Annotated in this window: 13 protein-coding genes; 8 read left to right on the plus strand and 5 right to left on the minus strand. The window is 49.8% G+C overall.

Annotation, left to right across the window (positions count from 1 at the left end):
• Position 1 precedes the first annotated feature (1 nt).
• The gene (locus tag B4E62_RS17385) at positions 2–1624 is read right to left on the minus strand and encodes a glucan biosynthesis protein G (protein ID WP_310067636.1); all 1623 of its coding nucleotides are present in this window, start codon (positions 1622–1624) and stop codon (positions 2–4) included.
• 285 nt (positions 1625–1909) lie between these two features.
• Between B4E62_RS17385 and B4E62_RS17390 the strand changes: the two genes are divergently transcribed.
• The 7 genes from B4E62_RS17390 (at position 1910) to mscL (ending at position 9276) form a co-directional block, all read left to right on the plus strand.
• A complete protein-coding gene (locus B4E62_RS17390; protein WP_310067634.1) occupies positions 1910–2227 on the plus strand; it encodes a hypothetical protein in 318 nt (105 codons plus the stop codon).
• A gap of 109 nt (positions 2228–2336) precedes the next feature.
• A complete protein-coding gene (locus tag B4E62_RS17395; RefSeq protein WP_331352948.1) occupies positions 2337–4748 on the plus strand; it encodes a response regulator in 2412 nt (803 codons plus the stop codon).
• Positions 4749–4893: 145 nt separating this feature from the next.
• On the plus strand, positions 4894–5223 hold the full coding sequence (gene trxA / locus B4E62_RS17400; RefSeq protein WP_133679746.1) for a thioredoxin TrxA: 330 nt from the start codon (positions 4894–4896) through the stop codon (positions 5221–5223).
• Positions 5224–5656: 433 nt separating this feature from the next.
• Entirely contained in the window at positions 5657–6916 is a 1260-nt protein-coding gene (gene rho, locus B4E62_RS17405; protein WP_062064458.1) for a transcription termination factor Rho, read from the plus strand.
• 154 nt (positions 6917–7070) lie between these two features.
• The gene (ubiD, locus tag B4E62_RS17410; protein WP_331352949.1) at positions 7071–8552 is read left to right on the plus strand and encodes a 4-hydroxy-3-polyprenylbenzoate decarboxylase; all 1482 of its coding nucleotides are present in this window, start codon (positions 7071–7073) and stop codon (positions 8550–8552) included.
• Positions 8553–8567: 15 nt separating this feature from the next.
• On the plus strand, positions 8568–8759 hold the full coding sequence (locus B4E62_RS17415) for a CPXCG motif-containing cysteine-rich protein (RefSeq protein ID WP_310067619.1): 192 nt from the start codon (positions 8568–8570) through the stop codon (positions 8757–8759).
• A gap of 109 nt (positions 8760–8868) precedes the next feature.
• Positions 8869–9276, plus strand: coding sequence for a large-conductance mechanosensitive channel protein MscL (gene mscL / locus B4E62_RS17420; protein ID WP_310067617.1), 408 nt, complete (start codon positions 8869–8871; stop codon positions 9274–9276).
• A 16-nt stretch (positions 9277–9292) separates the two neighbouring features.
• Here mscL and B4E62_RS17425 read toward each other — a convergent pair whose 3' ends face one another.
• From B4E62_RS17425 to B4E62_RS17440, 4 genes are all read right to left on the minus strand, one after another.
• Positions 9293–10183, minus strand: a complete 891-nt coding sequence (locus B4E62_RS17425; protein ID WP_331352950.1) for a hypothetical protein — start codon at positions 10181–10183, stop codon at positions 9293–9295.
• Between the two features lie 133 nt (positions 10184–10316).
• Positions 10317–10718, minus strand: a complete 402-nt coding sequence (locus B4E62_RS17430; RefSeq protein WP_331352951.1) for a hypothetical protein — start codon at positions 10716–10718, stop codon at positions 10317–10319.
• A gap of 178 nt (positions 10719–10896) precedes the next feature.
• Positions 10897–11706 (minus strand): serine O-acetyltransferase, encoded by an 810-nt coding sequence (gene cysE / locus B4E62_RS17435; protein WP_331352952.1) that lies wholly within the window; start codon positions 11704–11706, stop codon positions 10897–10899.
• A gap of 93 nt (positions 11707–11799) precedes the next feature.
• Complete coding sequence (locus B4E62_RS17440; protein ID WP_310067610.1) at positions 11800–12783, minus strand: serine/threonine protein kinase; 984 nt, start codon at positions 12781–12783, stop codon at positions 11800–11802.
• Positions 12784–13005: 222 nt separating this feature from the next.
• On the opposite strand from B4E62_RS17440, the gene B4E62_RS17445 reads away from it, so the two are divergent.
• Positions 13006–13767 (plus strand): ParA family protein, encoded by a 762-nt coding sequence (locus B4E62_RS17445; protein ID WP_331352953.1) that lies wholly within the window; start codon positions 13006–13008, stop codon positions 13765–13767.
• Positions 13768–13801: the final 34 nt, after the last annotated feature.

A 13801-nucleotide genomic window follows, 5' to 3' on the forward strand; every position in this document is an offset into this window, starting at 1 on the left:
ATCAGATTGCATCCGGATACCAGACGTAGCTCCAGACTTCGCTCAGGCGTTGATCGCGCAATTTCAGGAAAACGCGCATATCAGCCACTTTGTTGCCTTCCGGCTCCAGCTTGAAGGAGGCGCGCCAGGTGCGGCCATCTGGCAATTGACGCACTACCAGTTCACTGATGGTGCCCGAGTTCTTTTGCATCTCGGCGACTAGAGGTGCATCGGCAGAGAGGTTGTCCAATTCTCCGCCGCGGAAATCAATTACAAATTTGCGCTTGCTCAGTGGAGGAGGATTGGCTTGGCCGGGGTTGGCGCCCCAACCGATACGAGTGCGGATGACCTTGGCACCGGTGTTTTCGGGCAAGTGATCGTCAAAGGTGCGCAAGCGATATTTAAAGGTGGCGTTGCTGCCCGCCTTCATAGACTTGGCCGGAACCCAGTAGGCGACAACGTTATCGTTGGTTTCGCTGTCGCTCGGTATTTCCACCAATTCTGCACGGCCTTTGCCCCAGTTACCTTCGGGGATAATCCACATGCTCGGGCGCTTCTCGTAGCGGGATTCCATATCCATATAGTGATCAAAATCGCGATCGCGTTGCAGTAAGCCAAAACCGCGCGGATTTTCATCCATCATTGAGGAGACACGCAGTTGACGATGGTTGCTGATCGGGCGCCAGATCCACTCGCCATTTGATGCGGCCATCAATAGACCGTCTGAATCGTGTACTTCAGGGCGGAAGTCATCAACAAAACGGGTATGGTTTTCACCCCACATGTACATACTGGTGAGCGGTGCTACGCCGACCTTAAGGATATCTTTGCGCGCAAAAATCCGCGCTTCCACTGCCATTTCGGTTGGTGCACCGGGAATAATTTCAAAGCGATAGGCGCCGGTAATAGATGGGCTGTCGAGCAGGGCGTACATCACCATGCGTGTATCAGTCGGGCCGGGTTTGACCAGCCAGAATTCACGGAATACGGGGAACTCTTCGCCCTTGGGCTCGGCAGTATCAATTGCCAGGCCGCGTGCCGACAGGCCGTAAGCCAGGCCCGGGCCTACCAAGCGGAAATAGGACGCGCCCTGGAATACAACAAATTCATCTTTGTATTCATTGCTGTTAAGCGGGTAGTGGATACGGAAACCGGCAAAACCAATATTGCCTGGGGCTACGCCGGCCAAAGGTGCGGCAGGGCCGTCGTAATTAAAATACTCTTGTTTGAACTGCACAAAGGCGTCGGGGCCATCGGTGGCCATGTGCAGGGTCACTGGCTCGCGATAGAGGAAGCCGGGATGGAACAATTGCAGCTCGAATAAGGATTCGTTATGCCATAGCGATGATTCAGGGCGGAAACGAATTGAGCGGTATTGGTCATAATTCATATTCGCGAGGGCTTCGGGAATATTGGCTTGGATCGGCTTGTATTCGCGGCGTGCCAGTAATTTTGCGCGCGAAGCAATCGCATCAAAGAGTGCAGGTTGGGCAATTTCGGTGGCGGCGGCGGGAGCTACTGCCGGTTGTGGTTGAGCATGGGCGAATCCGGTCAGGCCGGCACTTAATACACAGCTCATCGCCAGGGCGGTTAAACCAGTGCAGGTAAATAATCGGCTACCAGCCTTTGCGTTGTTGAACAACATGCTCATCCACTCTTTCTCCGCGTCGGATTATTGAGATTAATTAATTGAAACCTTGGGTTTGGTTGTGCCGGAGTATATTTCGGCTGCATTGGTGCAAGAATCGGCGCGCATTGTAAACCATCTGCCGCTGAAAATAGCGGGTCAGCTGTTCGCGCTCAAGGCTTTTTTTTACAGTTCTTTGCAGAGTCAGCTGGTGCTTCAAAATGCCCGGTTATTACCAATCAGTCTTTGCGAATGTACCTGCATCAGCTTAACTCAAGTAGTAGTTACTCAAGGAGATTTTTTATGAGCTATCCTGCACCCTCGACCCCGCGCCTCTCAACTAAAGTAGAGCGTCATTCCCAACCTAACTTATTGCCTGTTGTCCGGCGCGTTATCGAACAATTGAACCAGCTTTTTATCGATCACTTCGGCCTTGTGGGTAAAGGTCTTGTTGACGATGTATTCAAGCACTGGCTGCACGCAGGTAAGACCGGCCCATCGGGATTGCGCCATTACGTCTATGCACTGGGTGTTCAGTTGGAAGACCCGGCTGTGCGTAAGGATTTTACCGAACGCGCCGAGCGTTTGTTGTTACATCTGCAATCCGGCTATGTAAGCTGAGCAACGCCTTTTGCGTGTGATGCTTTCCCTGTGCCTTGCCATAGGGAAAGTGTTGTTTTGCTGCTACACTCAAAGGCATTCCTCACTGGTCTTGCTGCGGTTGGTTGAGATGCCCAACATAAGAAACTACATGCGTGAAAACCCTATAGCCGCGCGGTTGTTGGGGTTGATTATTATCAGCAGTTCGATTGTCACGCTTGTTGCGATTTTGTTGCAGCTCCACAGCAATTTTAACGACGATATAGCCGCGCTTGAAAAACGTCTGGATCAGGTGCGCATCAGTACCCTGGCGAGCATCACTAAAAGTCTGTGGGGATTTGATCAGGAGCAATTGAATATCCAGATCAATAGCGTGCTTGCGGTTGATGACGTAGTGCAGGTCAAAGTGGTTTGGCACGATTGGAACAATACCGAGCAGACGTTGGTTGCCAGCAATCACGCCTATGACCCACAGGAATTGGAAAATAAACGCAGCCAGTTTTTAGTGCGCAGTTATCCACTCGTCTATGAAGACGCGAGCACGCCGGAGCAGCAGCTGGGTACGCTCACAGTGACCGCCAGCCTCAGCAGTATTTACGATAAATTGTGGGAGCGCGCATTTTTTATTGCATTGGTGCAGGGCACTAAAACGCTGGTGATTGCATTATTTATTGTCTGGCTGGTGCATACATTGTTGACGCGCCATATGAAAACCGTCGCCAACTACGCGCGCAACCTTAATTTGGAAACCCTCACCAAACCACTCAAACTCAAACGCTTAAAAGTCAATTCGGCTTCCGATGAATTGGATAATGTTGTCAACGCAATTAACCACATGCGCGAGACCTTGCTTGACGATATCGAGCAGCGCCACGCGATTGAAATGGCACTGCTCACTGAAAAAGAAGAAAAGCTGGAAACTCGCCGCCAGAAAAATGCAGCGGAAGATGCAAGCCGCGCGAAAAGCCAATTCCTCGCCACCATGAGCCATGAAATCCGCACGCCTATGAACGGAGTGATCGGCATGCTCGAAATGCTGCGCGATACGCCGCTCGATGATAACCAAAAACATTACATCGATGTTATCCACCGCTCGGGCGAAACCCTGCTTACTATCATTAACGATATTCTCGATTACTCCAAAATCGAGGCGGGTAAAATGCGACTCGAAGAAACCACCTTTGAGTTGGATGAGTTGATCGAAAGTTGTGTGCAATTATTTGGTGCTACTGCCAATAAACGTCATATCGAATTGTTTGGGGGGCTTGATCCCGATGTGCCCAAATGGGTGAAGGGCGATCCAACACGGTTGCGCCAAATCATTATTAATTTGCTCGGCAACGCCTTTAAATTTACCACTGAAGGTTTTGTCTCCCTGCAAGTAAAACGTGTTGCGGATTTACCTGAAGATAAAGTTGAGTTGCGTTTTATTGTGCAGGACAGCGGTATCGGTATAGAAATGAGCAGTACGGATGATTTATTTGATTCGTTTAATCAGGCTGATGCTTCCACCACACGCAAATATGGCGGTACTGGTTTGGGGCTGGCAATTTGCAAAAGCCTCGCCGGGTTGATGGATGGCGAAATTGGCGTTGACAGTGTAAAAGGGCGCGGCTCAACCTTTTGGTTTACTGCACGCTTGGGGCGCGAAGATGTGTGCGATTGGAATAACTCGCCATTGGAGTCCAAAAGCAATTTGTTATCGGGCAAAAAATTATTGTTAGTTGAGTCCAGCCGTACCCTGAGTGAATTTGTTGCGCATCACTGCAGTGTCTGGGGTGTGAGTATGGAGTCAGTTGTCTCGGCAAAAACGGCGCTGACACAACTAAAGCATGCTATGCATTCAGGCGAGCCCTATGATTTTGTCTGCTTTGATTACGCGTTACCTGATGTTACGGGTTTTGAATTGGCGCAATGGATTCGAGAGTTGCCAGAGTTTCGCGAGTTGCCGCTGTGCATGTTCAGCGCGGGCGATATTTATCACGACCAGGGGCAAATGCGCAGTCTTTCGATCCATGCGATTTTGCGCAAACCGGTTTCGATGAAATTGCTGCGTCAGGAATTGATTGCGCTTCTGGGGCATGAGCCGGTGCCGTTGGTTGCCGCCGAGCGGCAAGCCCGCGACCCCGACAAATTTGCCCACTTGCGTGTGCTGGTTGCTGAAGATAATCCGGTCAATCGTATGGTTATCAAGGGCTTGCTTGGCAAGCTTAATATAGTGCCAATCTTTGCTGAAAACGGGGTCGAGGCGTGTGATGCGGTGCAGGATGCCAATGAGCGTTTTAACCTGATTTTGATGGATTGTGAAATGCCGGAAATGGACGGATTTGAAGCAACGCGTGCGATTCGCGATTACGAGCGGCGCGAAGGCCTATCGGCAACCCCGATCATCGCGCTCACCGCCCACGCATTGCAGGAACATCGCGAAGCCGTCTTTGCCAGCGGTATGAATTACTATCTGTCCAAACCCGTTACATTCAATAATCTGTACTCCGCATTTGAAGCGACGGGTTTGGTTAATGCGTTAAATCGCCAGGTTTGAATTTCACTACCGGCGCGCGTATAGCGTTCCCCTATGGCAATGATTGGTTTTTTCTCCTTGCCTGCATTAGGGGCAATCCTTATGATGGCCACAACAAATTGGGTTTCCCTTCACCATTAAATGACCGTCAGGTTTGGAGTTTATTATGAGTAGTGATGCCATTGTGCACGTTAGCGATGCCAGCTTTGAGCAGGAAGTAATAGGTGCAGATTTGCCTGTGCTGGTCGATTTTTGGGCTCCCTGGTGTGGTCCTTGTAAAATGATTGCGCCAATTCTTGATGACTTGGCTGAGCAATTTGAAGGCAAATTAAAAGTCACCAAGCTCAATGTGGATGATCATAAAGAAACGGCAGCCAAATTCAATGTACGCGGTATTCCCACCCTGATCATCTTCAAAAATGGCGCAGCCCACGCCACCAAAGTAGGTGCAGTGAGCAAGCCGCAGTTGGTTGATTTCATCAACTCTGCAATCTAATTGTTGTGGGCCATCGCAAGATGGCCCAATTTGTTTTTGCACTGGGCGATATTTGCCGTTATACTCAGCCCAATCTGATGTTTGTTCCTCCCAGAATCACCTTCCCGATTCCCTTGAACCAGACGAACAAACCCTAATTTCCCTGCTGTTGTTCTTGCCCCGGCATCTGATATAACCAGATAAGCCAATTCATCAGCTCACTTGCACGAACAACACTACAGGGCGATTGAGCGCATGGCGTTGAGCCGGCACGTTAGTCAGCGGCTTAATAACAGCAAAAAAACGCAATTCCATTATTTAATTTGACTGATTAATTCAACAGGTTAATTCAAAAGATTAATATCAGCGTGTTAATGTCAACGCGCTGGTTTCACAAGAGTGCCATTCGGCTAATAATCTGCAACAACTCACATCCATCCACAAAGTCTCTCCTATGAATCTCACCGACCTTAAAAAGAAACCGATTGAAGAATTAATTGATATCGCCCACGAAATGGGTTTGGAAAATATCGCCCGCTCGCGCAAACAGGACATTATTTTTAATATCCTTAAACGCCACGCAAAAGGCGGAGAAGATATTTATGGCGACGGTGTGCTGGAAATTTTGGTGGATGGATTCGGTTTTTTGCGTTCAGCCGACAGTTCATATCTTGCAGGCCCTGACGATATTTATGTTTCACCCAGTCAGATCCGCCGCTTCAATTTGCGCACGGGCGATACCATCTCCGGTAAGATCCGCCCACCCAAAGAAGGGGAGCGTTATTTTGCACTGTTAAAAGTCAATGATATTAACTTTGATAAACCGGAAAGCTCCCGCAACAAAATTCTGTTTGAAAACCTCACGCCGCTATTCCCCAATGTTCGCCTGCCACTCGAAGCCGGTAACGGTTCTACCGAAGACCTCACTGGTCGTATCATCGATTTAATTGCCCCCATCGGTAAAGGCCAGCGTGGTTTGATCGTGGCGCCGCCAAAAGCCGGTAAAACCATCATGATGCAAAATATTGCGCAGGCGATTACGCGCAATAATCCTGAGTGTCATTTGATTGTATTGCTGATCGACGAACGTCCGGAAGAAGTAACCGAAATGCAGCGTTCAGTGCGCGGCGAAGTGGTTGCTTCTACTTTCGATGAGCCACCTGCACGTCACGTACAAGTGGCCGATATGGTGATCGAGAAAGCCAAGCGTTTAGTTGAACACAAAAAAGACGTAGTGATTTTGCTCGACTCTATCACCCGTTTGGCGCGCGCCTACAACACCGTCATTCCTTCATCCGGTAAAGTATTAACCGGTGGTGTGGATGCGCACGCTCTTGAGCGCCCCAAACGTTTCTTTGGTGCGGCGCGTAATATCGAAGAGGGCGGCAGCTTGAGTATTATTGCTACCGCGCTTGTCGATACCGGCTCCAAAATGGACGAAGTAATTTACGAAGAGTTTAAAGGTACGGGTAACCTTGAGTTGCACCTTGATCGCAAAATTGCTGAAAAGCGTATTTATCCTGCGATCAACGTGCGTCGTTCAGGTACTCGCCGCGAAGAGTTGTTGATGCGTGAAGATGAGTTGCAGCGCGCGTGGATTCTGCGCCGTTTGTTGAACGATATGGAAGACGTTGCGGCAACGGAATTCTTGCTCGATAAGCTTAAAGACTTCAAAACCAACGACGAATTCTTTATGTCGATGAAACGCAAGTAATATCTTCTATTCTCCTTTTTAAAGGGAGATGCGAAAGAGCTTGTAGCCCGTATGGAGCACAGCGTAATGCGGGAAATTTAAAATCCCGTAGCTGTGATCGATACGGGCTTTCTTTTTTGTGCTTTTTAAATTAGTTATTTGGGTTTTTATAAAAATGAAATACAAAGACCTGCGCGATTTTATCGCCCTGCTTGAAACACGCGGTTTATTAAAGCGCATCAAACAGGAAATTGATCCCCACCTTGAAATGACTGAAATTTGCGATCGCACCCTGCGTGCCGGTGGGCCCGCGTTATTGTTTGAAAATCCCAAAGGCTATGCGATTCCTGTGCTCGCCAATTTATTTGGCACTACTGAGCGGGTTGCCTTGGGTATGGGCCAAGAATCCGTTGGTGCTTTGCGCGAAGTGGGCAAGTTGCTCGCGTTCTTAAAAGAGCCGGAGCCACCCAAAGGGTTTAAAGATGCTTGGGATAAATTGCCGCTGTTCAAGCAGGTTTTAAATTTAGCCCCGAAAGTGCTGAGCAAGGCGCAGTGTCAGGATGTAGTGTTGGAGGGTGATGCGGTCAATTTAGATCTGTTGCCGATTCAAACCTGTTGGCCGGGCGATGCCGGCCCATTGGTGACCTGGCCGCTCGTTGTTACCCGAGGGCCGCACAAAGAGCGGCAGAATCTCGGCATTTATCGCATGCAAAAAATCGGTAAAAACCGGCTGATTATGCGCTGGCTTTCCCATCGTGGCGGTGCCTTGGATTTTCGTGAATTCCAAATTCAAAGCCCTGGTAAAAATTATCCTGTTGCAGTTGCACTTGGTGCTGACCCGGCGACGATTCTCGGTGCGGTAACGCCGGTGCCCGATACACTGTCTGAATACGGATTCGCAGGGTTGTTGCGCGGCGATAAAACCGAAGTAGTGAAATGTATCGGCAACGATTTACAAGTGCCCGCATCGGCCGAATTCATTTTGGAAGGTTATATCGCACCCAATGATGTGGCGCCCGAGGGGCCATTTGGCGATCACACCGGCTATTACAATGAAGTCGATAAATTTCCGGTATTTACGGTTGAGCGAATTACCCATAGGCGCGATCCGATTTATCACAGCACTTACACTGGTCGTCCGCCGGATGAACCTGCCATTCTCGGTGTTGCACTCAATGAAGTGTTTGTGCCGATTTTGCAAAAACAATTTCCGGAAATTGTGGATTTTTATTTGCCGCCGGAAGGTTGTTCTTATCGCATGGCCGTCGTCACCATGAAAAAACAATATCCCGGTCACGCTAAACGCGTGATGATGGGAGTGTGGAGTTTTCTGCGACAATTTATGTATACCAAATTTGTCATAGTCACTGACGATGATGTGAACGCGCGCGATTGGAATGATGTGATCTGGGCGATGACCACACGGATGGATCCGGCGCGCGATACAGTTATGATTGAAAATACGCCGATTGATTATCTCGATTTTGCATCACCCGTTTCCGGCTTGGGTTCCAAAATCGGTTTTGATGCAACCAATAAGTGGCCGGGCGAAACCACGCGCGAATGGGGTACGCCGATTGTGATGGATCAGGCAGTAAAAGATCGCGTTGATGCATTGTGGAATGAGTTGGGTATCGATTTACCTGCTGCGTATTAATAGCTGGAGTTGTTGATGAGTTTCCAAGAAGAATGTTTTCTCGATTGCCCATACTGCGGCGAACCGATCAGTGTGCTGGTCGATTGCTCGCTTGAGCAGCAAACCTATGTAGAGGATTGTCAGGTCTGTTGTCAGCCGATGGTAATTCATGCGGTGGTTGATGAAGATGGTATTCCTAATGTTTACGCCCAGCGTGAAGATGAGTAACTACCAGCATCTTTAATCGGCAACCTTGGTTTTAATCGTGTTATGAGTTATAAAGCTTTTGCAGTGCTTGCCAATAACAGACTCATTCCATTCAAAAAGGGGATTTAACATGAGCATCATAAAAGAGTTCAAGGCCTTTGCTATCAAAGGCAATGTGGTGGATTTAGCTGTGGGTGTCATTATTGGCACCGCATTTGGAAAAATAGTGTCGTCGTTGGTAGGTGATGTGGTTATGCCACCGATTGGGTATTTGATAGGCGGTGTTAATTTTTCAGATTTGGCATTTACTTTACCGGCTCTTCTGGAAGGTCAGGCTCCGGTCTTGGTAGCGTACGGAAAATTTCTACAGACACTGATTGATTTCACCATCATCGCATTTGTTATTTTTATGGTTATCAAAGTGATTAATCGTTTGAAGAAAAAAGAAGAGGAAGCTCCTGCAGCCCCTCCTGCTCCGAGCAATGAAGAATTATTATTAAGGGAAATCCGCGATTTGTTGAAGCAGCAACAAAAATAAACTTGTCGTTTGCCTGTCAATTTGATGGCGGGTTTAAAAGTTTCCACTCCGTTAAATCGGGGTGGAAAAACCCGCATTCCCTGTAAGCTCGTTCAATCGTTCCATTTCTACGCATTTGTGTAACGCCTTTTACCAATGCCGTATAAAATTCATCCCCAAGCGGGTGGCTCTTGCTCACTGGCCAATGGCGACTGCCTTGAATTGCAATTTTTACTCCGTCAATTGGAATCAGGCGAATACCTTCAACAATAATTTCCTTATCTTTATTCATTTCAAAGGGTGAGAGCGCAATATCAACGCGCCCCGCATTCACCATACGCGCCATATTGACCCAATTGGGCGTATACATAATTTTGTCAAAGCCCAAGTTTCGCAAGGTATGTAAATCAGGTTTCCATTGGCTGCTGGTAACCACTTTTAATTGGGTGAGTTGCTCGAGGTTTTTACTTGCCAGAGCTAACTGATTTTGTGGTGAGGTGTAGATCCCTACAATAAATTGCCCATTCATCACAATTGGTGGAGATATGTGCAACCGGTCTTTTTGCTCAGCTAAATCCTCGTACCAAATAGTGCCGCTGATGGTTAAAGTGTTGCCATCGATAACATTGCGGATGCTGCGGAAATAATTTTCTTCATCAACAAAGCCTAGTGGTTGAGAAAAGCCGCCGAGCTTTAGCGCCTGCTGCATCAAGATTAGCTCTATCACGTCCCGACGCGCATGGTTGCCGCCGTAGTAAGTGACGTCTTCAGCGCGGCGCTCGCCCAGGAATAAACGGTAATCCTCATGAATATCGGGAAGGACTGCGATACTGGCAGTGCTTTGCGCATGCGCATACGAGCTGCTGGCGGCCAGTAATATTGCCGCCAGCATGATAAGAAAAGTGAGCCTGCGCAAAACTATGTTCATAACGGGGAATTTGCCGGTGCTGCAGGGGCTTAAAAAAGTATCTGGAGTGTCGGGCAGGTGTTGTCGCCCGGCACGGTTTCTGACGACACTTTTAGTGTGGCTCTGAATCCGTCAATCGTCCAGCAGTGATGGTTCAGAGCACCGGATGACCGCGATACATTCGCACCGGTTTGGCGGGTGGAGGAATATCCGATACCAGCAAAGCCGCGCGCAGTGCAACGCCCTCTTCGGCGGCATGGGGTGCATCCACCAAAATGGTTTGCCCGCGATAGACTTTAACTACCTGTTTGGGTATTTCCGTAGTTTTGGTCATTTCTGTTTTGGCTGGTTCGACAAGTTGGTGCCACTCGTCACCTGCTAGATGGAGCAGCTCTTTTATCAGCGTTCTGGTAATCGTGTCCTTGGTGTGGTGGTAGTAGTCCGCTAATTCCTTCAGCATTTCCGGGTTCGCCATTTTTACGCTCGGCTTCATATCGGCGTCTACGCGGCGGCGAATCTCGTACACCAAATCGATCATGGGTTTAGTGTATTGCATGATAGGTTCTCCTCGGTCTTGAGACAGTTGTTGAGCAAATATCAGACCAAAGGCGTAATAAAGGTTATATAGAGGGTTTTTGGGCGCCGATGGAGCAAACAGCGAGGATTTTTTGGTGCAGGGGGGTTATTTTGGGGCGTTTTGTCGTTCTAAATAATAAAACGCCCACCGGAAATGACTAGCGAATCAAGTGATCCATTTCTCGTGCGGGCTGATTGCACTGGGTTTCACCGATGATTTGTGCCGGTACACCCGCTACGGTAGCGCGTGCGGGTACATCTTTAAGCACCACGCTCCCCGCACCAATTTTGGCGCATTCGCCCACGGTGATATTGCCGAGAATCTTGGCGCCCGCACCTATCAGCACACCCTTACGCACTTTCGGGTGGCGGTCGCCCGCTTCTTTTCCGGTGCCACCCAGGGTGACGGATTGCATGATCGACACCATGTCCTCAATCACCGCTGTTTCGCCAATCACTATGCCGGTGGCATGGTCGAACATGATGCCCCTGCCGATTTGCGCGGCGGGGTGAATGTCTACTGCAAACACGGTTGAGATACGGTTTTGCAAAAAGAGCGCAAGCGAGTTGCGCCCCTGGCGCCATAGCCAATGGGCGACGCGGTAAGCCTGCAATGCATGGAAACCTTTGAAATAGAGCAGCGGTGTGACCAGTGAGCAGCAGGCGGAATCGCGCTCGCTCACTGCCATCAAGTCAGCGCGTACGGATTCAACGATCGTCTTGTCGGATGTCATCGCCTCTTCAATCACTTCGCGGATCAGCATGGCGGGCAATGCCGGGCTGTCGAGTTTGTTGGCGAGATGAAAGCTCAGTGCCGCCTCAAGGGTGTCGTGATTGAGGATGGTGGAATAGAGGAAGCTGGCCAGCACTGGCTCAGACTCCGCCTGCTTGCGGGTTTGCAAACGAATGGATTCCCACAGGCTATCGGCGACGAGTGCTGTGGTGGCGGCAGTGACGGTGGCATTCATGGCCAAATCCTTACACGGAATAGATTAACGGGTAGATAAAAACGTAGATAAACCATTATTGGGTGTCGCCGCTGAATTTCCAACAAGCAATCCTCAATAAATGACCAGCGGCGGTTCATTCATAGCGGCCAGCTGCTCGCGCAACTCCAGAATATGCTCGCCCCAATAGCGCTCGGTATTAAACCAAGGGAAGTGGCGAGGGAAGGCAGGGTCAGTCCAGCGGCGCGCCAGCCAGGCGCTGTAATGCATGATACGCAAGCTGCGCAGTGCCTCGATCAGCGCCAACTCGGCCAAATCAAAATCGCAAAACTCGCGGTAACCTTCCAATACTTCCGCGAGCTGCAGCGTTTGCTGCTCGCGCTCACCCGATAGCAGCATCCACAAATCCTGAATTGCTGGCCCCATACGCGCATCATCAAAATCGACGAAATGCGGTACATCTTCGCGCCATAAAATATTGCCGGGGTGACAGTCGCCATGAAGGCGGATGGGCGTGTAATCCACGCGGCTGAAAAGGGTCTCGCAGCGAGCCAACAAGTCGGCTCCCAGGGTGCGATAAGACTCGCGCAAACTGGTGGGGATAAAGTCATTACCCATTAAGAAATCGTAACTGTCGCGCCCGAAGGTCTGGATATCCAGTGCCGGGCGATGGGCAAACGGCCGCGCCTGCCCTAAAGCATGAATGCGGCCGAGCGTGCGGCCAAGTGATAGCAGCGCATCAAAGTCATCGAGGTTGGGCGCATGGCCACCCTGGCGCGGATAGAGCGCAAAACGGAAGCCTTGAAACTCACGCAGCGTCTTGCCTTCATCGTTGGCCATCGGTGGTACAACAGAAATCTCCAAATCCTTCAACGCTTGAGTGAACTCATGTTCCTCGATGATTTGCGCATCGCTCCAGCGCTGGGGGCGATAGAACTTGGCGATTAGCGGACTCGCCCCTTCAATCCCCACTTGATAGACACGGTTTTCGTAGCTGTTGAGCGCCAGGATGCGCGCATCGGTCAGGAAGCCGGTGCTATCAATGGCATCAAGCACCATGTCGGGTGTGAGTTGTTCGTAGGGATGAATCTGGGTCATAACTGCTGCTCGCTAAAGTGAGCGGCGATTGTACCTGCCACCAGCCGATCGCGCTTGGATATGCAGTCAGTCGCAGTAGGGGTTGCACACAGTCGTGTTTTTACACACCCGATGACGTATAAATTTTGAAGGATTCGCTTAAAAATGCTACAAGTTAATACTTGGTGGCTGGTTGTTTTGCATCCCTATAAAAACAGGCTTCATTACACGCATAGGATTGTCATGATTAAAATCGCTTTCTATAACCTCAAGGGTGGCGTGGGTAAAACCACAACCGCAGTCAACATGGCCTATATGGCCGCCGCTGCAAAAAAGAATGTGATCCTCTGGGATCTGGATCCCCAAGCTGCTGCCAGTTGGTTTTGCCAACAGGAGCCAGACGCCACCAAAGCGATTAAACTTTTCAGCAAAGGCAAATCCATCGGCGAGATGGAGCTGTACAGCCCCTATCCAGGCCTGACGCTGATTCCCGCGGATCTCAGTCTGCGCAGTCTGGACAGCGAATTCGACGAACTCAGCAAAGACAAGAAATTCCTCAAGCAACTGCTCAAACCCCTGAGCGAAAAAGCCGATATCCTCATCTTTGATTTTCCGCCCACCCTCTCGCCCAGCGTTGAGCAGTTATTGTTGGAAGTGGATATTTTATTGATCCCAATGATTCCTAGCCCTCTGTCGATCCGTGCGATGGAACAGGTGGTGGAATTTTTGAATGGCAAAAAATCCGCGCCAACACGCATCGTTGGATTTTTTAACCAGGTGGACATGCGCCGCAGCTTGCACCGCGAGGCGGTTGAAAACAGCAAAAAAATGCCGGTGCCCATGCTCAAAACCTATATTCCCAACGATTCCGCTGTCGAGCAAATGGGGCTGCGCCGCGCCCCGCTAACCAGCTACAATCAACGTAGCCGCGCGGCACTCGCTTACATCGATATGTGGAAAGAAGTGGCGCGCTTGTTAAAGGCCGCCGCGAAAGATTCAGAATAAATCGCGGCACACACATACATCCGAACTCAGAGTG

The sequence above is a fragment of the Cellvibrio sp. UBA7671 genome, from assembly GCA_002483145.1.
GTDB classification, from domain to species: Bacteria; Pseudomonadota; Gammaproteobacteria; order Pseudomonadales; family Cellvibrionaceae; genus Cellvibrio; species Cellvibrio fibrivorans.